The 18,245-nt window shown below is 72.4% G+C and carries 17 protein-coding genes; 6 read left to right on the top strand and 11 right to left on the bottom strand.

The genetic code is table 11. From position 1 onward, the window contains the following. Window positions 1-274 precede the first annotated feature (274 nt). The 5 genes from AB0M39_RS01150 to AB0M39_RS01130 all read right to left on the bottom strand — a co-directional run bounded on the left by AB0M39_RS01150 (window position 275) and on the right by AB0M39_RS01130 (window position 5,693). The gene (locus AB0M39_RS01150) at window positions 275-1,609 is read right to left on the bottom strand and encodes a HAMP domain-containing sensor histidine kinase (RefSeq protein WP_365358770.1); all 1,335 of its coding nucleotides are present in this window, start codon (window positions 1,607-1,609) and stop codon (window positions 275-277) included. Continuing rightward, window positions 1,606-2,313, bottom strand: a complete 708-nt coding sequence (locus AB0M39_RS01145) for a hypothetical protein (protein ID WP_365358815.1) — start codon at window positions 2,311-2,313, stop codon at window positions 1,606-1,608. Before AB0M39_RS01145 ends, AB0M39_RS01150 begins: the two co-directional genes overlap by 4 nt. Window positions 2,314-2,726: 413 nt before the next feature. Beyond that, window positions 2,727-3,008, bottom strand: coding sequence for a hypothetical protein (locus AB0M39_RS01140; RefSeq protein ID WP_365358768.1), 282 nt, complete (start codon window positions 3,006-3,008; stop codon window positions 2,727-2,729). Between the two features lie 274 nt (window positions 3,009-3,282). Continuing rightward, a complete protein-coding gene (locus tag AB0M39_RS01135; RefSeq protein WP_365358766.1) occupies window positions 3,283-3,585 on the bottom strand; it encodes a zinc-ribbon domain-containing protein in 303 nt (100 codons plus the stop codon). Beyond that, window positions 3,582-5,693: a PBS lyase gene (locus AB0M39_RS01130; RefSeq protein WP_365358763.1), complete on the bottom strand. Its 2,112-nt coding sequence runs from the start codon at window positions 5,691-5,693 to the stop codon at window positions 3,582-3,584. Before AB0M39_RS01130 ends, AB0M39_RS01135 begins: the two co-directional genes overlap by 4 nt. A 117-nt stretch (window positions 5,694-5,810) precedes the next feature. On the opposite strand from AB0M39_RS01130, the gene AB0M39_RS01125 reads away from it, so the two are divergent. Then, window positions 5,811-6,668 (top strand): nuclease-related domain-containing protein, encoded by an 858-nt coding sequence (locus tag AB0M39_RS01125; RefSeq protein ID WP_365358761.1) that lies wholly within the window; start codon window positions 5,811-5,813, stop codon window positions 6,666-6,668. Window positions 6,669-6,910: 242 nt separating this feature from the next. Here the strand turns inward: AB0M39_RS01125 and AB0M39_RS01120 are convergent, their stop codons facing one another. Both AB0M39_RS01120 and ligD read right to left on the bottom strand, forming a co-directional pair. Further along, window positions 6,911-7,819 (bottom strand): ATP-dependent DNA ligase, encoded by a 909-nt coding sequence (locus AB0M39_RS01120; protein ID WP_365358759.1) that lies wholly within the window; start codon window positions 7,817-7,819, stop codon window positions 6,911-6,913. Further along, entirely contained in the window at window positions 7,816-8,709 is an 894-nt protein-coding gene (gene ligD / locus AB0M39_RS01115) for a non-homologous end-joining DNA ligase (RefSeq protein WP_365358757.1), read from the bottom strand. The genes AB0M39_RS01120 and ligD overlap by 4 nt, the downstream gene beginning before the upstream one ends. A 58-nt stretch (window positions 8,710-8,767) precedes the next feature. Between ligD and AB0M39_RS01110 the strand changes: the two genes are divergently transcribed. After that, window positions 8,768-9,853, top strand: a complete 1,086-nt coding sequence (locus AB0M39_RS01110) for a Ku protein (protein WP_365358754.1) — start codon at window positions 8,768-8,770, stop codon at window positions 9,851-9,853. Window positions 9,854-9,936: 83 nt separating this feature from the next. Here AB0M39_RS01110 and AB0M39_RS01105 read toward each other — a convergent pair whose 3' ends face one another. Further along, the gene (locus tag AB0M39_RS01105) at window positions 9,937-10,575 is read right to left on the bottom strand and encodes a TetR/AcrR family transcriptional regulator (protein WP_365358752.1); all 639 of its coding nucleotides are present in this window, start codon (window positions 10,573-10,575) and stop codon (window positions 9,937-9,939) included. Window positions 10,576-10,626: 51 nt separating this feature from the next. Here AB0M39_RS01105 and AB0M39_RS01100 point away from each other — a divergent pair, with 51 nt between their 5' ends. The 4 genes from AB0M39_RS01100 (at window position 10,627) to AB0M39_RS01085 (ending at window position 14,632) form a co-directional block, all read left to right on the top strand. Beyond that, the gene (locus tag AB0M39_RS01100) at window positions 10,627-11,589 is read left to right on the top strand and encodes a DUF2867 domain-containing protein (protein WP_365358750.1); all 963 of its coding nucleotides are present in this window, start codon (window positions 10,627-10,629) and stop codon (window positions 11,587-11,589) included. Between the two features lie 40 nt (window positions 11,590-11,629). Then, the gene (locus AB0M39_RS01095; RefSeq protein ID WP_365358748.1) at window positions 11,630-12,058 is read left to right on the top strand and encodes a very short patch repair endonuclease; all 429 of its coding nucleotides are present in this window, start codon (window positions 11,630-11,632) and stop codon (window positions 12,056-12,058) included. A 220-nt stretch (window positions 12,059-12,278) separates the two neighbouring features. After that, entirely contained in the window at window positions 12,279-13,499 is a 1,221-nt protein-coding gene (gene dcm / locus AB0M39_RS01090; protein ID WP_365358746.1) for a DNA (cytosine-5-)-methyltransferase, read from the top strand. Between the two features lie 125 nt (window positions 13,500-13,624). Then, window positions 13,625-14,632 carry a DUF4928 family protein gene (locus AB0M39_RS01085; protein ID WP_365358744.1) on the top strand — a complete coding sequence of 336 codons (1,008 nt, stop codon included), beginning with the start codon at window positions 13,625-13,627 and terminating at the stop codon, window positions 14,630-14,632. A gap of 22 nt (window positions 14,633-14,654) precedes the next feature. Here AB0M39_RS01085 and AB0M39_RS01080 read toward each other — a convergent pair whose 3' ends face one another. The 3 genes from AB0M39_RS01080 to AB0M39_RS01070 all read right to left on the bottom strand — a co-directional run bounded on the left by AB0M39_RS01080 (window position 14,655) and on the right by AB0M39_RS01070 (window position 17,888). Then, window positions 14,655-15,071 (bottom strand): universal stress protein, encoded by a 417-nt coding sequence (locus AB0M39_RS01080; protein WP_365358742.1) that lies wholly within the window; start codon window positions 15,069-15,071, stop codon window positions 14,655-14,657. Between the two features lies 1 nt (window position 15,072). Beyond that, window positions 15,073-16,566, bottom strand: coding sequence for an APC family permease (locus AB0M39_RS01075; RefSeq protein WP_365358740.1), 1,494 nt, complete (start codon window positions 16,564-16,566; stop codon window positions 15,073-15,075). An 86-nt stretch (window positions 16,567-16,652) separates the two neighbouring features. After that, window positions 16,653-17,888: a saccharopine dehydrogenase C-terminal domain-containing protein gene (locus AB0M39_RS01070; protein ID WP_365358738.1), complete on the bottom strand. Its 1,236-nt coding sequence runs from the start codon at window positions 17,886-17,888 to the stop codon at window positions 16,653-16,655. Between the last annotated feature and the right edge of the window lie 357 nt (window positions 17,889-18,245).

Here is an 18,245-nt window from a genome sequence, read left to right as displayed (position 1 = left end):
GTCTCTTTATGTCGTTGTGGGGGAGCGGCGACCGTATGGGGCGAGGCGTGGTGGCTCCGCGTCGGGCGCGGGGCGGGCCGAGGGGGCGGTGGCCGCCGCCCGCATCGGCCTGCCGGCCGTCGACGCCGTGCGCCAGAACGCGCCGGTAGTGCTGACGGGGCTCCTCCTGCGCGCGGCTTCCCCCCCCAGGCGCTGGACCGGCTGCCGGTCCCGGCCGACGGCCGGTCGCACCAGGCGGCGGCAGGCCGCCCGGGCACCGGATGCTCATGGCGCTCTAGCCGCGCGGCTCGGCGTGCTCGCCCGGTCCGCGCGCGTCGGCCCCGTCGGCCCCCTCGGTCTCGTCGTCCGTCGAGAAGTGCACGTACTCCGGCAGGCTCAGTCGGGCGACCGCGCCGCCCCCGGGCGCGTTCGAGAAGCGCAGGTCCGCTCCGATCACCGCCGACTGGCCGACCGCTATGGTCAGCCCGAGGCCGTGCCCCTTGCCGCCGGCCTCCGTGCGGAAGCGCTGCGGGCCATGGCGCAGCAGATACTCCGGATACCCCGGCCCCAGGTCGCACACCGTCACCTCGGCGCCGTCCACCGTCAGCGTCACCGGCTGCCGCCCGTGCTTGTGCGCGTTGGCGACGAGGTTGCCGAGCACCCGCTCCAGCCGTCGCCGGTCGGTCTCCACGGTCGCGTCCCGCAGTACGCGTACCTCCGTCTGCGTGCCCGAGGCCCGCACCACCCGCTCGACCAGCTCTCCCAGCTCGTGCACGGCCGAGTCCACCGTCTCGCTGCCCGCGTCCAGCCGGGAGATCTCCAGCAGGTCCTCGGTCAGCGAGCGCATCGCCCGTACCCGGTCCCGTACGAGCTCCGCCGGGCGTCCCTCCGGCAGCAGCTCGGCCGCCGCGGTCAGCCCGGTCAGCGGGGTGCGCAGCTCGTGCGCCACGTCCGCGGTGAACCGCTGCTCGCTCAGCAGCTTGCCCTGGAGCGAGGAGGCCATGGTGTCCAGGGCGCCGGAGACCGCGGCCACCTCGTCCTCCGGGCGCCAACGGTCCTTGGAGCGGGGGTCGTTGACCCGGGCGTCCAGATCCCCGGCGCTGATCTTGCGCGCCACCTGCGCGGTCAGATGCAGCCGGCGCGTGATCCGGGTGACGGCGAACGCCCCGAGCAGCAGCGTCGCGCCGATCGCCAGCCCCGAGGAGCCGACGATCGCCCGGTCGAGCCCGGAGATGGTGTTCGCGCTCAGGGTGTAGTCGACGCGTACGGCTATGGCGCGGCCGTCGGCGGGGCCGGCCGCCCACATGGTCGGGCGGCCCCGGAACTCGTCGACCATCGTCGCCCGGTGCCCGCTCACCGCCGACGCCCGCAGCGTCGCAGGCAGGCCCGGCGGGTCCACGCCCGCGAACCGGGGGGTCGGCTCGCCCGCCTCGTACTCTCGGGTGACCTCCTCCAGCCGGTCCAACGCCTTCTCCCGTGCCTGCTCCACGGTCTGCCGGGTGACCTCCACATGCACGAGCGCGCCCAGCATCGCGGCGAGCGCGCAGCACATCACCGTGATGAAGACCGCGGCCTTCCAGGTGAGGGTCGCGGTCCAGCGGGGCAGTCTCGGCCGGCGCGGGCGTCTCATGAGGCGTCCGGCTCGGGGGCGGGCGCGGGCTCGGCGGCCGGGGCCGGATCGGCCGAGCGGGACGGCTTGACCCGTACGATCTCGTCGCGCGCGGGGAGCATCGCCCTCTGCTGCTCGTCCCAGGACCAGGCCGTGCGGTACTCGTAGCCGGGGATGCCGGCCGAGACCGACCGCAGGATCACGTCCTTGCCCGCCAGGTCGACGCTGACGAGCTGGTCGGAGGTGGACATGATCCGGGTCAGCCCGCCCTCTTCCGGCGTATAGCAGCGCACCGCCGTCTGCTGCTCGGGCAGCCGTATGCCGATGATCAGCTCGTCCCGCCCGTCGCCGGTCAGATCGCGGTAGTACGGCCGCATCACCGGGCAGGACCGCGGCTTCTCCTTGCACGCGGCGAGCTGCGCGACCGTCTCCTCGTAGAGCCCGTCGGCGCCGGTGTACGTGTCCGGGTGGGCGTTGGCCTCCGCCTGGACCACGGCGACCGGGTCGAGCTGGTGCACATCGTCGCCCGGCGCCTTGATGCCGGGCACGCGCTGGGTGTCCGTCTCTCCGTAGTCGTTCGGCGGGGCGGTGACGGGAGGCAGCTCGGGCCAGAGCCGGACCGGGCCCTCGGCCATGGGAGTCTTCCCCGCGCTCGCGAGCCCGCCCGCGTCGTCGCAGCCGGACGCCAGCAGCGCGGCAGCCGCTGTCAGCAGCACCGCGTACATCGGGCGTGTCAGCCGGGTGGAGCTCGGGCTCAAAGTTCTCCTCGCGGGCGGGGCGCCCGGTGCACTGCGCTGCTCCGCCCAGTCGGCGAAGAGGGTGATGTCGTCCTTGCGGCGACCGTCCCCGTCGGGTCCGCCGCGGGTGGTCGGGCGGAGCTCGGGGCGATCGGCCATTCCGTCAACCTTATTCGGAGGGAAGTCCCTTTTGTCCATCGGGGGGTCTCGTGGACCGCGGGAACGGCCTGGGAGTCGCTTCCGCCCGGTCCGCCTTGATCGTGGCGCCGGGCCTCCGTCCTGGCGACATCGCCCGGCAGGACAGACGGGGGAGTGTGAGGGGACTCACGCCCTCGCCCCTGTCTGAAGAGGCGGGGCGGCCTGGCCGGTCGGCGCGGGTGCGGAGCGGGGGAGTGCGGCGGTCAGGAGCCGGAGTCGGTGCGGCCCCGGCGCAGCATGGCGAAGCCGAGTCCCGCCGCTCCGGCGGCGGCCGCGGCGCCGCCCGCGGTGAGCGTGGAGGTCCGATCGCGCGCGGCGCCGACGTCCGCCGGGGCCGTCTGGGCGCCCTGGTGGGCGACCGTCGCGATGTCCGGCTCGTCGGCGAACGCGGTGGCGGCGGGAAGTAACAGGGCCCCGCTCACGGCGGCGGTCGCCGCGGCGGCGGCAGCGGCCCGAACGAGGCTGCGGCGACGAGAGGTGCTCACGGCGGGTCCTTACTGGGTCCTTGCTGCTCAACTGCTCTGCGCTGCTCAGCTGCTCTGTGCGGCTCGACTGTCCTGTGCGTCTGACGGCAATGAAGCTATGTGTCCGCTATTGCGGCACTTCGTCGGCCGTGTAACAGCTGTCCATAGATGCGCCCGCAGTGCTGTGAAGCACCGTCGCCGAATCACCCCGTCGCCTGACAAGCCCGTCGCCGAACAAGCCCGTCACCGCAGAGCGTGCACCGCGCGCAGTGCCCGCCCCCGCACCCGACCCGCGTCAGTGCTGGTACGGCTGCTGACCGTGCTGCGGCTGCGGCTGCGCGTAGGCCCCGCCGGCCGGCCCGCCCGCGCCCTGGGCCTGGAGCTGCTCCGCCTGCTCCTTGGTGATCTTCTGCTCGGCCCCGCAGAACGTGCACTGCGTCCCGTACTTCGTCGAGAACGGGAACAGCGGTACGAAGAACAGCGTGAACTTCGTGACCCATTTTCTGAGCGTGTGGGCCGACGGGTTCCCGCACTGGCCGCACACCAGCGTCAGTATCGCCAGCTGGTAGACGTACCCCTTGGTGCCAAAGATGATCATGCTGTTCCCTCCGTGGTCAGTGCCTGCCTACACAGTGCCAGCAGTCTCTCGTCCGTGAAGATGCCACCGCTCCCGTACCCGCCGTCTATGGCGTTATGGCGTCGTACGGATCCGAGCTCGCCCCGCAGCAGCGGATCGGCGGCCTCCGCCCGCACCTGCGCCAGGCACTCGGCGGTCGGCACCCGGGTGTACGGCAGCTCCTCCCACGCCGAACGGAGCACCGGCCACGCCCTGTCGGCGTCGCCCGCCACCCGCCACAGGGCTGTCGCCGCGTCCACCCGCGTCCACGGCTCGGGGGCCCGCAGCAGCACGCGCAGCGCGGGAGCGGCCTCCGCGCCCGCCGCTCCCAGAGCGCCCAGCGCCGTCGCCGCGGAGCGCTGGGCCGCGGAGTCGGCCGACTCCAGCGTGGCGCACAGCACGGGCAGCACGGCCTCCGCGTCCCCCTCGACCGCCCACAGCGCGGCGGCCGCCCGCGCGGTGAGCGACTCCGGGAGGTCGTACGCGTAGCCGTGGTCGTGGCCGTGGTCAGCGTGGCGGATCAGCGCCCGCAGGTCCGGTATCGCCTCGCTCGCGGCGGGCCCGAACGCGGTGAGGGCCTTCAGCGCCGACTCGACCGCCCACTCGCTCCGGTACGCCGGCGCGCCCCGCAGCACGCGCAGCACCTCCGGCGCCGCCTCGGCGGCCCGCAGCGCCGTCAGCCCGTACAGCAGGGGACCCGCCCGGTCGTAGAGCCGCTCGTCCAGCGCGGTCTCGGCGAGCCGCTGCCGCAGCGCGGGCGCGAGCGACGCCCCGGCCGCGCCGAGATGGCCGAGGGCGTACCCCAGGTCGCTCGGGGGCTCGGCCCGCTCCAGCACCCGCGCCAGAACGGGTGCCGCACGGCGGTCGCCCGCCCGCGCCAGGGCCGTTATGGCGCTGCCGAGCGTCGGCGGCCCACCGGGCCACTCCCGCACCCACGCCCCGGGATCGGCGGCCACCCGGTCGGCCAGCGCGTCGGCGGCCGGAGCGGCCAGACCGAACAGCTCCTTCAGGGCGTCCGCCGCCGCCTCGGCCAGCCGCGGCTCGGGATCGGCCAGCTGCTCCCCGACGAGGCCGACCAACTCCTCGTACGCACCGCGCCAGGTGTCCAGCAGCCTGCTGCTCATCCGCACGGCGTCGATCCGCTGCCCCCAGTCCGGGCTGCACAGCTGGTCGGTCAGCAGGGCCGTCCGGTCCTCCACACGGTCGCCGAGACCGGAGTGGAGCGTGCGCAGCAGATCCGCCGTCCAGGGCGCGCCGCGGCCCGCCGTCTCCGCCTCGTGCAGCTCGCGCAGCTGTCCCAGCAGCGTCGGCGTGGAAGGCCGCTCGGCGGGCGGGGCCGGCGCCACGGGCTCGGCGCGCAGCTCGCGCAGCAGCCCCGTCACGCCCGGCACCACGTCGGCGGGCAGCGCGTCCGGGGCGCAGCGGGCGAGCTGCGCCAGCGCGGCGAGGCGCAGCCCGGGGCCGTACGACACCCGGGTCAGCCCGGACAGCCACTTCACCACCTCCGGCGCGAGGCTCTGGTGCCGCAGCGCTATCCGGCCCGCCGCCTCGACGCACGCGAACCGCACCTCCGCGTCCGGCTCCCCGCCGGGGCCGGGCGCCAGCCGCTCCCGCAGCAGACCGAGGACCAGCTCGGGATCCTCGTGCAGCGTGGCGAGCGCGAGCGGGACCGCGAGCCGCACGCCCCGGTCCTCGGAGCCGACCAGGCCGAGGAAGGCGTCGGCGCCCGCGGTCACGGCCGAGGCCGCCATCGCGTAGTTCGCGGCGTACTCGAACTCCTCGTCCTCCGGGTCCAGTTCGTCGTCGCCGTCCAGATCGATGCCGCCGATGCTGGTCAGCAACTCGACTATGCCGCCCCGGTCCTGGACCTCGGAGCTGGCGACCAGCTCCAGCAGGAAGGGGATGCAGGCGAGGGTCGCGTCGTACACATCACCCTGGTGGTGCACCGCGCCGTACATCCCGTCGAGCGCCGTCTCCCGCTCCGCGGGGTCCGTGGAGGCGAGCCCGCGCAGCAGATCGGGCACGTCGTCCGCCGGGCCATAGGCATGCCCCAGAGACGCCCAGTCGACTTCGTCGATGCCTTCGAACACGCTCGCCCCCCTCCCGAGAACCTTGCGCTTGGGGAGAGTGTGCACCACCGCTCAGACATCGCGTGGTTATTGCTCAGAAGGCCGCCGTGCTGTTCCCATGGTCCGGGGGGTGGAGGCATGACCGGACTGCGCGTCACACCGGCACGCGGGCACGGCGGGGGCCGGCTCTGGGTCAGCCTTCCGGACGGCCGCGCCGCCGCCTGGTACGACCGCGACAGCGGCCGGATCACCCTGGTCTACGAGCGCTGGCGCGAGGACGTGCTGGAGGCCCTCGCGCCGTATCTCACCGGACCCGCCGGACTCGCCGGCGAGTTCACCGTCGGACCGCCGCCCGTGCCCACCCCCGACGAGGTCGCGCGGCTGTGTCTGCACCCCGACGACGACCTCGCGCCCAACCGCCCCGGCGAGGCGCTCCACGCCGAACTGGCCCGACAGGCCGACCTCGCGCCCGCCCCCGCCCGCGCCCGCAGACTCCGTCCGGACGCGCGCCGCCCGCGCCACGACCCGCTGCGCGCCGAGCTCGCCGCACAGCAGCTGCTGGGCGACGCGCTCGACCGGCTGGACGGCGCCGGCTGGCGAATCCTGCACGCGGTGCCGCTGCCGGGCGCCGGTCCCATCGACCATCTGGCCGTCGGCCCGGGCGGCGTGCTGGCCGTGCACACCCTCCAGGCGCGCCGGCTGCGGGTACGGATCGCCGACCCGCTGGTCCGGGTCGGCCGCGAGTCCGCCCCGCTGCTGCGGCTGACCCGCCGCCGGGCCGAGCGCGCCGCGCTGGCCCTGGCGGCCGCGGTCCGCCCGGTGCTGGCGGTCGTCGGCTCCACGCGCCTCGACGCCGTGCCGTCGCCGCCGGGCGTGCTGCTCCTGCGCCACGACGAGGCGCCCGCACTGGCCCGACTCGGCGGGGTGCTCAAGCCTGCGGAGGTCGAGGCGCTGTACGCGACGGCGCGCGACCGCCGCACGTGGCTGCGGGCGTGAGCGCCAGCAGCACCGCCGCTGCCGGGAGCGGTGCTGCCCCCCGCCGGTGGGCGGAGGCCGTGGCGGCCGCGGCCGCGCTGCGGGGCATGGTCTGGACTGGGGCTGCCCGTCCCCCATGGCGGAGGTTCTCGCCGCGTCCTTGATGTCGTCCTTGATGTCGTCCTCGACGTCGACGACGCGGTTGCCGACGCGGTCGGCGACGCGGAGAACCCGGGTCCGGTCGGGTCGTTCGCGAACCGCCGTCACCCGTCCTGGTCCTCGGGGAGCCTCAGCCGCAGCACCGTGGTGACCGTGTGCCGTGTCGTGCCCTGCCCGACCTCGGCCGTCAGCCCGCTCTCCACGGCCGCGTACTCCACCTCGCCCAGCCCGACCGCCATAGCGGTCCCCGATCCCGCGTCGGCCATGGCGGCCAGCGCGTCCGCGGCCTGCGCCCGCAGGGCGGGCGAGAGCGGACTCGACACGGTCGGGGCGTCGTCGTCCGGCAGCACCAGCACCAGCGCCGTCGGCCGGGCCCGCGGACCGGCGTAGCCGACGACCGCGGCGTCGCGCGTGGAGGTGTGCCGCAGCTTCCGCCACGCGCGCGTGCCGCTCTTGTACGTCTGGTCCAGCCGCTTGATCACCAGCCCCTCGACGCCGATGGCGGGCAGCGACTCGAACCAGGTCTCCGCCTCCGTGACGTCCATAGTCATCGGCACGGGCTGCAGCGGCGGCCCGAGAGGCGCCAGCAGCGCCACCAGCCGGCCGCGCCGCCTCTCGTACGAATGGGGGCGCAGGTCCTCGTCGGCCTCGGCGAGCAGATCGAAGGCGGCGTACGAAGCGGGCAGCCGGCGCGCGAGGGCCGGGGCCCGTCCCGGGGTGGCCGCCGCCCGCTTCTGCACGGCGGCGAAGTCCGTACGGCCCTCCCGCCACACCACCACCTCGCCGTCCAGCACCGTCCCGTCCGGCAACTGGCGCGCCGCGTCCGCGAGATCGGGGAACGCGGCCGTGATGACGCGCCCCGAGCGGGCCTGGAGCAGCACCTCGCCGCCGAGCCGGAAGATCACCACCCGGTGGCCGTCGAACTTCGGCTCGTACGCCAGGCCGGCGCCCCGCGGCAGCGTGTTCACGGACTCCGCGAGCGCGACCCTGACGGGCGGCCTGGGCGCGGTCACGGCAGCGGCCCGGCCTGGTCGGGGTCGGTCAGCGGACTCAGCAGGTCCCCGTGCCGCTCCAGCCGCGGCGGGATGTCGCCGAGCCGGAAGACGAGGTCCGCGGCGGTTCCGGCCCGCGCGCCCTCCTCGACCTCGTCCCAGGTCAGCGGCGTCGAGACGGTCGGCTCGGTGCGGGCGCGCAAGGTATAGGGGGCCGCGGTCGTCTTCGCGGCCGCGTTCTGGCTGTGGTCGACGAAGACCTTCCCGGGCCGCAGGGAGCGCGCCATCCGGTGCAGGATCAGCCGGGGCAGCGCCGCCTCGCCCTCGACGGCCAGCCGCTTGGCGTACTCCGAGACCTTGCTCGACGGCGTCGGCTCCAGCGGCACGAGGATGTGCATGCCCTTGGCGCCCGACGTCTTGGCGTACGCGTGCAGCCCGTCCGCGGCCAGCCTCTCGCGCAGCCATAGCGCCACGGTGCAGCACTCGGCGATCGTCGCGGGAGAGCCAGGGTCGAGGTCGAAGACCATGCGGTCGGCGACGGCCGGGGCGTCCGCCCGCCACTGCGGCACATGGAACTCCACCACCAGGTTCGCCGCCCACACCAGCGACGGCAGGTCGTCGACGACCACCTGGCGGGCGTTCTTGTCCTCCGAACGGGGGACGGAGGCCGTGCGCACCCAGGAGGGGGCGCCGGGCGGCGGGTTCTTGGTGAAGAACAGCTGGCCGTCCGGCCCGTCGGGATAGCGCAGGAAGGACACCGCCCGGTCGCGGACATGGGGGAGGATCGCGTCCGCCGCGGTGGCGTAGTAGTGCAGGATCTCGCCCTTGGTGGTCCCCGTGGCGGGGTGGATGACCTTCTCCAGGTTGCTGAGCGTCAGCCGCCGCCCCTCCACCTCTGTGATCGGCGTCATACGATGAGAATCCCATGAAATGTGAAAGTTCGGATGAGTCGGACGAAAGGGATGAAACGTGCGATCCATTTGGAACGGCGCGATCTCCTTCGGGCTGGTGAGCATCCCGATCAAGCTCTTCAACGCCACCGAGAACCACTCCATCTCCTTCCGCCAGATCCACACCGCCGACGGCGGCCGCATCCGCTACCGCAAGGTCTGCGAGCTGGAGGAGAAGGAGCTGACCCAGGACGAGATCGGCAAGGGGTACGAGGACGCGGACGGCACGATCGTCCCGATCACCGACGAGGACCTCGCCCTGCTCCCGCTCCCGACGGCGAAGACCATCGAGATCGTCTCCTTCGTCCCCGCGTCGAAGATCGACCCGCTCCAGATGGACGCCGCGTACTACCTCGCCGCCAACGGCGTGCCCGCCGCCAAGCCGTACTCGCTGCTGCGCGAGGCGCTCAAGCGGAGCCAGAAGGTCGCCATCGCCAAGTTCGCCCTGCGGGGGCGGGAGCGGCTCGGCATGCTGCGCGTCGTCGACGACGTGATCGCCATGCACGGACTGCTCTGGCCGGACGAGATCCGCCCCGCGAAGGACGTGGCCCCGGAGTCCGAGGTGACCATCCGGGACGCCGAACTCGATCTGGCCGACGCCCTGATGGACACCCTCGGCGAGGTCGACATCGAGTCGCTCCACGACGACTACCGGGCCGCCGTCGAGGCGCTGATCGCCGCCAAGGTGGAGGGCGGCGAGGTCGCCCCCGAGACCGCGGCAGAGCCCGCGGGCGGCAAGGTCATCGACCTGATGGCGGCGCTGGAGAAGAGCGTGCGCGAGGCGAAGGAGGCGCGCGGGGAGGAGGGCGCCGAGGTCGCGGGGGTCACCCCGATCAAGACGCGCAAGCGGGCCGCGTCCTCGCCGAAGGCCGCCGGGGGCGGGGGAGCGAAGAAGTCCACCGCGACCACGGCGAAGAAGACCGCCGCGAAGAAGACGGCCGCCAAGTCCACCGCGAAGACGGCCAAGAAGACGGCGACGAGGACCGCCACGAAGACCGCCGCGAAGTCCACGGCGAAGAAGACCGCCGCGAAGAAGACGACCGTCAAGTCCACGGCGAAGACGGCTGCCAAGAAGCCGGCCCCGAAGAAGCGCGCGTCGGCCTGACGGTCTCCCCGTGGCGGTGTGCGGCTGGGGGCGGGCCTGGGACGCCGTACGGCCGCCGTACGCCCGTCCGGAGAGGCGTCGCGTCAGTCGCCGAGGGGCCGCAGCAGGACGTCCACCACGGACTTCAGATAGGCCGCCCGCGCCTCGCCCGTCGGCAGGGTCTGCGGCACGGCGTGGCTGAGCTGGGTGTGCCCGAGATAGCCGGTGTACGCGAAGAGGCCGCGCTCGCGGGCCTGTTCGGGCGGGAAGCCGAGCTCCTCGAAGAGCTGCGCCAGATAGCCGACCCGGCGCTCTGTCACGCGCGTGAGCACGGCGGCCACCTGGGGATCGCCGGCCGTGGCGAGGAGGGAGACCTCCAGCGCGTCCTCGGCGGCGGAGGCGGTGGCCCGAGCGAAGAGCTCGCGCAGCCGCTTCTCCGGGTCCGGCTCGGCCTCCAGCCCGGTGATGATCTCCTCGGTCCCGATCTCCTCCCACCGGGCCAGGGCCGCCTCGATGAGCGCGTCGCGGTTGGCGAAATGCCAGTAGAAGCTGCCCTTGGTGGCCCCCAGCCGCACGGCGAGCGGCTCGACGGCGACTCCGGCGAGCCCGCGCTCCCCGATCGCGGCGAGCGCGGCGTCGGCCCAGTCGTGCGCGCTGAGCCGCCTCTTCCCGCCCTGCGGTGTCTGCCGTGCCTGCGGTGCCTGTGGCGCCTGCGGTGTCTGAGGTTTCTGCGGTTGCCCCATGTCCGTACGCTACCGTACGGTTGAACATACGCCACCGTATGGAGGTCCGATATGCGCACGGTACGGAACGTCCACGAACGCGTCATACAGGCCCCGGCCGAGGCAGTGGGCGCCCTTCTCGACCGCCTGTCGTCCCCCGACGACCCCCTGAGCCCCAGCCCCGTCTGGCCCCCGATCCGCTTCGACGGCCCCCTCGCGGTCGGCGCGGTCGGCGGCCATGGCTTCGTCCGCTACTCCGTGGCGGCATACGAGCCCGGCCGCCGCATCCGCTTCGACTTCCCCCCGCCGGAGAACGGCTTCCACGCCCTGGACGTCGAACCCCTTGCCGACGGCAGCTGCCGGGTCCGCCATGTGCTGGAGCAGCGGCAGAACCTCAAGGAGGCGCTGGTCTGGTCCCTGGCGATCCGCCCGATGCACGACGCGATGATCGAAGAGCTCCTGGACAACGTCGTGCGCGCGGCGACCCCCGCGGCTCCGCTGACCCCCTTCCGCTGGTCGCGCTGGCCCCGCCTGATGCACGGCCTCGTCTGGGACCGCCCCACCGCCGTCGCGCCCCCCGTCGGCGCCGAGCTGGCCCACCGCGCCTGGCCCGCCCCGGACTACGCCGACGCCTACCAGCTCCCCCTGGACCCCGGCATGCCCCGCACCCCCGAGGCGTGGAGCGGAGTCCTCCCCTTCCCGGTCGTCGCCTCGACCCCGACCGAGCTCCTGCTCGGCAAGGACGCGAGCCACCTGGACTTCCGCGCCTCGGTGCTGGTGGCCGACGACAAGGTGACGCTGACGACGGTGGTGAAGACGCACAACTGGCGCGGCAGGCTCTACTTCGGAGCGGTCCGCCTGCTCCACCCGGCGATGGCCCGCCTGATGCTCCGCCGCACCCACCGCCGGCTGGCCTTCGCGGCGCCGTCCGCGCCGGAGCGCCTCGCCGGGGAGGGCCGCCTCGCCGGACAGGGCAGCGTTGGGCGGAGCACCGCCGGGCAGCGCCTCGCGCCCGTGCAGGAGGAGGCTCGCTGATCCCGGGGGCGGTCGGGTCCTCCTGGCCTATCGTGGCTGCGTGGGTCAAGACAGCGAATCGTGGGCCTCCACAGAGGCCGTCCGGGCGAGCATGCAGGGCAACCGCAGCCGGGACACCGTGCCCGAGTTGGCGCTGCGCCGCGCCGTCCACGCCCTGGGAATGCGCTACCGCGTGGCCGCCCGACCGCTCCCCAGCGTGCGGCGGACGGCTGACCTGGTCTTCAGCAAGGCCAAGATCGCGGTCTTCATGGACGGGTGCTTCTGGCACGGCTGCCCGGAGCACCACACCGTGGCCCGGCGGAACGGCCAGTACTGGGCCGACAAGGTCGCCCGGAACAAGGCACGGGACCTCGACACGGACGCCCGCCTCGAGGCGGCGGGGTGGATGCCCATCCGGGTGTGGGAGCACGAGGACCCGCAAGAGGCGGCGCTCCGGGTGCTGGCGGCTGTGCGCAGCCGCCGCTCGTAGTCCGGCGCCGGAGGCGGGGCCGACCCGCGGATGCCGCGCCAGCCCCGACGCGACCCCCACCCCCTATGCCCCCGAGACCCGGCTGCGAACGGCCGCCTCCCGCCAAGCAGTAGGAAGCGGCGGACCCCGACTGGCCCCCGGTTGACGCTCCCCACGCCGCCGCGTGCGGCCCGCCCGCACCACGCCCCGTGTTCGATTTCTGTGGCCTACGATCTAGCCTGTGACTCTTGCGCCCGACCTCACCGCATCCATCCCGCGTGCCTCCATCGGCGAACGCCAGGACCCTGCCGTCCCGGACTCCGACTTCGCCGTAGCCGAGTTCTTCGCCGGGATCGGTCTGGCGCGCCTGGGACTGGAGGGCGCCGGCGTCGGGCTCAAGGTGACCTGGGCCAACGACCTCGACGGCGACAAACGCGATATGTACGCGGGTCACTTCGGTGACGGCGATCACAGTCACTACGCGCTGGAAGACGTCAAGGTCGTCGCCGAGGACATCGCGTCCGCCGGAGTCCCCACCGATCTGGGCCTCGCCTGGGCGTCCTTCCCCTGCACGGACCTCTCGCTGGCGGGCGGCCGCGAAGGCCTGGCGGGCAAGCACTCGGGAACGTTCTGGAATTTCGTCGACGTACTGGACAAGCTCGGCGACGACAAGCCGCCGGTCGTGGCGCTGGAGAACGTCAACGGATTCGCGACCAGCCACGGCGGCGAGGACCTGAAGGCGGCGGTCCGCAGGCTCAACGAGCTGGGCTACTCCGTGGACGTCCTCACCCTGGACGCCCGTCGCTGGGTTCCTCAGTCGCGGCCGAGGCTCTTCCTCGTGGCGAGCCTGCACAAGCCGCTGGAAGAGCTGGAGCGGGACGCCGAGTTGCGGCCGAACTGGCTCTCCGCGGTCCTCGACGACCCGGAGCTCGTCACCCACCGGGCCATGCTGCCCGCGCCGCCGCCGCTGCTCTCCGAGGGCTGGACGGACCTGGTCGACGACATCGCGCTCGACGACCCCCGGTGGTGGGACGCGGAGCGCAACGCGAAGTTCCGCAGCGAGCTCTCCCCGATCCAGCAGAAGCGGGTCGACGACCTCTCCGAGGACGGCCAGACGGTCTACCGCACGGCCTACCGCCGTACCCGCGGCGGAAAGCCGGCATGGGAGATCCGCGCCGACGACGTGGCCGGCTGCCTCCGCACGGCCCGCGGCGGCTCGTCGAAGCAGGCGGTCGTCCGCATCAAGAAGGGCGAGCCCCTCCAGGTGCGCTGGATGACGCCTCGCGAGTACGCGAAGCTCATGGGCGCGGGCGCGTACACGCTCCCGGCGCGCCAGAACCAGTCGCTGATGGGCTTCGGCGACGCGGTGTGCGTGGACGCGGTGCGCTGGCTGGCGGAGAACTACCTCGGCCCGCTGCTCAACGGGAAGCTGCTCCCGTCGCCGGTCGACAGCTCAGCCTGATCGCAGTTCCTCCAGCGCGGTCCGCCCGCTCCGGCGGCGGACCGCGTCCTGAATTGCCCACCGGAATTGCCCACTGGCCTGGTCTCGCCGCCGCGAATACGAGGCTGTTCCTAGAAGGTGTCGCGATGGTGTCCATAGGCGTCGAGCAATCCACGGAGTCGATCGACGAGATCGCCAAGGCGATGATCGAAGTCCTCACTCCGTGGTACGAGGGCCATCGTAAAAAGGGGAAGGTCGAGTCGAATGTGATGTGCGCCGGCCTCTATATCGCGGAGTTCATGGCCACGGCATTCCCGCTGACCGCCGCCGACTATGCGGCGGACTCCCAGGTGAAGGGCGCCAGCGGCGCCAAGGCGAAGGCGATCCTCGCGGAGCACGGAGAGCTCCGGCGTTTCACACGCGAGGGCGGCCGCACGTCCCGTGCGACCATCCGCCACGCGGAGAAGCTCGCCGAGATCGTGAACACCGAGGGCGCCGCCCACGGTGTGCAGGCTCTTACCCCACCCGAGCGCAAGGCGCTGGCGCGGGAGATCCAGGCCTGGTTCGTCGCCAGGGTGCGTGTGGACTACTTCGCCCGGAAGAAGATCAGCGCCGAGATCGACCCTGCCTGGTCGGTGCGGAACACGGTGGAGTCCATCCTGACCGCCGGCCGCGAACGCGGCGGCAACGTCGCCGGAGCGATAGCCCAGCACCTCGTCGGCGCCAAGCTCGCCATCCGCTTCCCCGACGAGGACATCAACGTCGAGAACTACACGACGGCCGACGCGCAGACCGGCCGGGCGGGCGACTACCAGGTGGGGGACACCGCCATCCACGTGACGATGGCCCCGAGCGAGAGCCTCTTCAAGGACCGCTGCCAGCACAACATCGCCCAGGGCTTCCGCCCCCGCGTGCTGGTCCCGTCCGACCAGATCCTCCGCGCGGTGGTGCACGCGGAGGACGCCGGCATCGACAGGCAGGTGGCGATCCAGTCCATCGAGGACTTCGTCGGCACGAACATCGAAGAGGTGGCGGGATTCCGTAAGGAGAACGTCCGAAAAGAGCTGAGAAGGCTGCTGGAGCTCTACAACGCCCGCATCGAACAGGCGGAGCCCGACCTCTCCCTGATGATCGAGATCCCGGAGAACCTATAGGTCTCGGAGAGGTTCGGGCGGCTCACACCTCGGTCGGCACGCAGAGGATGGGGACGCGCGACAGCTGCAGGAGCTTGTGGGGAGTCGCGCCCAGCAGCGCCCCGCGCATCGGACTCTCGCCCCAGGCGCCCACCACGATGAACCTCGCCCCATGGCGCTCCGCGGCGTCCATCAGCGCCTGCGCCGGCTTCTGGCCGAGGAGTTCGACCGTCGTCTCCACGCCCGCCTCCTCGGCCGCCGCGGCAGCGTGGTCGAGGGCGAGCTGCCCGGCCTGGCGCAGGGCCTCGCGGTGAGCCCCGTACTCCTCGCCGACGCCACCGGGGGCCGCCGCGCCGTAGACCAGCACGAGGGGCTCGCCGAAGGCGGCCGACACCTCGATCGCGACGCGCAACGCGCGTGCCGCGCCAGGCGACTCGTCGTATCCGAGGACGACCGTCATCTCACGCCTCCTTGCCATGGACGAGGTCGGGGTCGGCCACGCCTGGGCGCTCCGACCAGAAGGCGGGCGCCACCAGCCGCCGCGCGACCATGATCACCACGCCCACGAGGGCGATGCCGATGCCGATGACGAGCGGGGGCCCGAGCCCGAACCACGAGACGCCGCTGTACGAGTTCTCCGGGTCGGCCATGTCGGTGACCGACTCCACGAGCAGCCACGCCAGCAGTCCGGCGCCGACCAGGGGGCCGAGCCCGATGAGCACGAAGTAGTGGACGCTCTCGGTCAGGTGGCGGCGGTAGTAGACCGCACAGGCGAGGCCCGTGAGCGCGTAGTAGAACGCGATCAGCAGCGACAGCGCGGTGAGCGAGTCGAAGAGGGCGTTGGCGCTGATCCGGTTGACGACGACGTACCAGCCGATCGCGATGCCGGCGACCCACCAGGTGCTCACGTCGGGCGTGCGGAACCGCGGGTGGATATGGGCGAAGTGCGCGGGCAGCGCCTGGCGACGGGCCATGGACAGCGCCGTACGGGACGCCGGGATGATCGTCGTCTGCGTCGACGCCAGCGCGGACGTGGAGACGGCCAGCAGCACGACCCAGTCCCAGCCGCCCATCACCTCGTCGGCGAGCAGGGCGAAGACGAACTCCTCCTCCCCGGCGTTCTCGGCGAGGAAGACGGGTCCGGCGTAGGCCACGACGGCGAAGCCGACCGACACATAGGTCACCACCAGCACGACCGTCGACCAGAGGCCCGCCTTGCCGGGAGCGGTGGCGGAGTCCTCGACCTCCTCGGTCAGATTGACCGCCGACTCCCAGCCCCAGTACATGAACACGCCCAGCAGCAGCGCCGCCGTCAGCGTCGCGCCTCCGGCCCCGAAAGGATTCAGCCAGCTGATCGAGGGTTCGACGGAGTCGAAGGAGCTCGTGTCGGCGTAGACGCGGTAGAGCGCCACGACGACGAAGGTGAGCAGGAAGGCGACCTGGAGGAGGATCAGGACGTTCTGCACCTTGGCCGACATCTCGGTGCCGATGACGCACACCGCCGTCATCACGAGGATGACCAGCACGGCGAGCGACTGGCGTACGAACTCGTTCTCGACGGCGCTGTCGAAGCCGAAGGCGAGCAGGGCGAAGCTCACGGCGACGTCGGCCAGCGACCCGACCACCAGGACTCCGGTCATCGCGATCGCCCAGCCGCCGAGCCAGCCGGCCCACGGCCCCATGGCCCGGGTGACCCAGGAGAACGTCGTGCCGCAGTCCTGGTCGACCTTGTTGAGGTAGTAGAACGCCGACGCGATCAGCAGCATCGGCACGAACGAGGCGATCATCACGCCGGGGGCGTAGATGCCGACGAGTGCCACGATGGGGCCGATGACCGCCGCCAGCGAGTACGCGGGGGAGGTGGAGTTGAGCCCGATGACGAGCGCGTCGACGAAGCCGATGGCGTTGGCCTTCAACCTGTCAGGTGGGGGTGCGTCCGCAATGTCCTTGGCCATGATCCCTCGCTCCGGTCGTGCGTGAATCCATACAACAGGTAGCTAGGGGACTTTCCGCGCTATTGGCACCGTCTCGGACATGCATGTCACCTGGGCGCGGGGACGTCCTCGCGCAGGCCCCACGGCGAGCCGTACTCCGTCAGCAGATCGAGGAACGGCTGGGGAGGCAGTGCCTCGGGGCCGAGCACCCCGCTGTCGCTCCAGGCGCCGGACGCGATGAGCTCGAGGGCGACGACGGGGTTGATCGCGGTCTGCCAGACGACGGCCTGGGAGCCGTACTCCCGCATCGACCACTGGTTGTCGACCACGTGGTAGAGGTAGACCTCACGGGGCCGGCCGTCCTTGACGCCCTTGACCCAGGTGCCCGCGCAGGTCTTGCCGTGCATACGCTCCCCGAGCCCGGCCGGGTCGGGCAGACAGGCGGCGACGACGTCGCGCGGCGAGACCGCGACCTTGCCGTCCCCGCCGGCCACGGTGACCGGGTCCGTGCGGTCGAGGCCCAGCTTGTGGAGGGTCTGCAGGACGCCGATGAACTCGTCGCCGAGGCCGTACTTGAAGGTGACGCGCCGGGCTTTCAGCCACCGGGGCATCAGCAGCACTTCCTCGTGCTCGACGTTGACGCACTCCACCGGCCCGATGCCCGCCGGGAAGTCGAAGACCTCCGGCTCGCTGAAGGGCGGCGTGGTGAACCAGCCCCGGCCCTCCTCGTAGACGACCGGCGGGTTCAGGCACTCCTCGATGGTCGTCCAGATGCTGAAGGACGGGGCGAAGTCGTATCCGTCCACGACCAGGTTGGCGCCGTCGCGGACGCCGAGCTCCTCGATCTCGTCGAAGAGCGCGTCGGCGGCGTAACGGGCGAAGACGTCCGACAGCCCCGGCTCCACCCCCATCCCGACCAGCGCGAGCCGCCCCGCGGCCTCCCACTCGGCGGCCCGCTCGAACTGCGCGTCGCCCAGCTTGACGCCGCACTCCTCGTAGGGACGGGAGGGATGCGGCCGGGACAGCGACATCGCCATGTCCAGGTAGTGGGCGCCATGGGCGAGCGCGGCCTCGAACAGCGGCATGACGAAACGGGGATCGGTGGCATTGAGCAGCACATCGCACCGATGCTCCTCGAGAGCGGCCCGCACACCGCCCGCATCCGAGGCATCGAGCCGCGCCGCGGAGAACCTGCGCTCCCCCTCCCCGAAGTACGCGACGGCCGCCTCGGCCCGCGCCTGGTCGTAGTCGGCGACGACCATGTGCTCGAAGAACGAACGACGGGCCGCGATCCTGGTGACGGCGGTCCCGACGCCTCCCGCTCCAACCATGAGGACTCGCACAGCGCAGCGCTCCTTCGTCCTGCTCATCCGGTGGCGACGGACGATATCAGGCGAAATGTACGGATTGGTGCATCTGCTGCTCTGGAGCCCACCCGGCCCACTCGCACTGTGGTCTCGCGCGGCTTGCTGACGTCAGACCGTGATGACATGGATGACCGGCACCGTGTCGGCGTGCGTATCTGTGTCTGTGCAGGCAAGTGTCGGCCAGGAGAGCGACGGCGTCGGTGACCGGCTCTCCCGTCCTGTGGCTGGTCTGCGTCGCCGAGTCGCCAACTGCTGGCTTTATTTGTATGAGAATCTGACCATCATGGGGCATGCTCATGCCGCTCAGCCGATCGTTGGGATCGGCGCAGAAAC

Origin of the sequence: Streptomyces sp. NPDC051907 (assembly GCF_040681075.1) — a bacterium.
In the GTDB taxonomy this organism is placed as follows: domain Bacteria; phylum Actinomycetota; class Actinomycetes; order Streptomycetales; family Streptomycetaceae; genus Streptomyces.
Note: the sequence above shows the minus strand (reverse complement) of the source record. Positions and strands in the feature narration are given on the sequence as shown.

Bases quoted from the DNA above. Each gene is read 5' to 3' on its own strand.
- AB0M39_RS01145 (WP_365358815.1), bottom strand. From the start codon at position 2,313: ATGTACGCGGTGCTGCTGACAGCGGCTGCCGCGCTGCTGGCGTCCGGC.
- AB0M39_RS01085 (WP_365358744.1), top strand. From the start codon at position 13,625: ATGGTGTCCATAGGCGTCGAGCAATCCACGGAGTCGATCGACGAGATC.
- AB0M39_RS01100 (WP_365358750.1), top strand. From the start codon at position 10,627: ATGCGCACGGTACGGAACGTCCACGAACGCGTCATACAGGCCCCGGCC.
- AB0M39_RS01150 (WP_365358770.1), bottom strand. From the start codon at position 1,609: ATGAGACGCCCGCGCCGGCCGAGACTGCCCCGCTGGACCGCGACCCTC.
- AB0M39_RS01135 (WP_365358766.1), bottom strand. From the start codon at position 3,585: ATGATCATCTTTGGCACCAAGGGGTACGTCTACCAGCTGGCGATACTG.
- AB0M39_RS01075 (WP_365358740.1), bottom strand. From the start codon at position 16,566: ATGGCCAAGGACATTGCGGACGCACCCCCACCTGACAGGTTGAAGGCC.
- AB0M39_RS01080 (WP_365358742.1), bottom strand. From the start codon at position 15,071: ATGACGGTCGTCCTCGGATACGACGAGTCGCCTGGCGCGGCACGCGCG.
- AB0M39_RS01105 (WP_365358752.1), bottom strand. From the start codon at position 10,575: ATGGGGCAACCGCAGAAACCTCAGACACCGCAGGCGCCACAGGCACCG.
- ligD (WP_365358757.1), bottom strand. From the start codon at position 8,709: ATGACGCCGATCACAGAGGTGGAGGGGCGGCGGCTGACGCTCAGCAAC.
- AB0M39_RS01125 (WP_365358761.1), top strand. From the start codon at position 5,811: ATGACCGGACTGCGCGTCACACCGGCACGCGGGCACGGCGGGGGCCGG.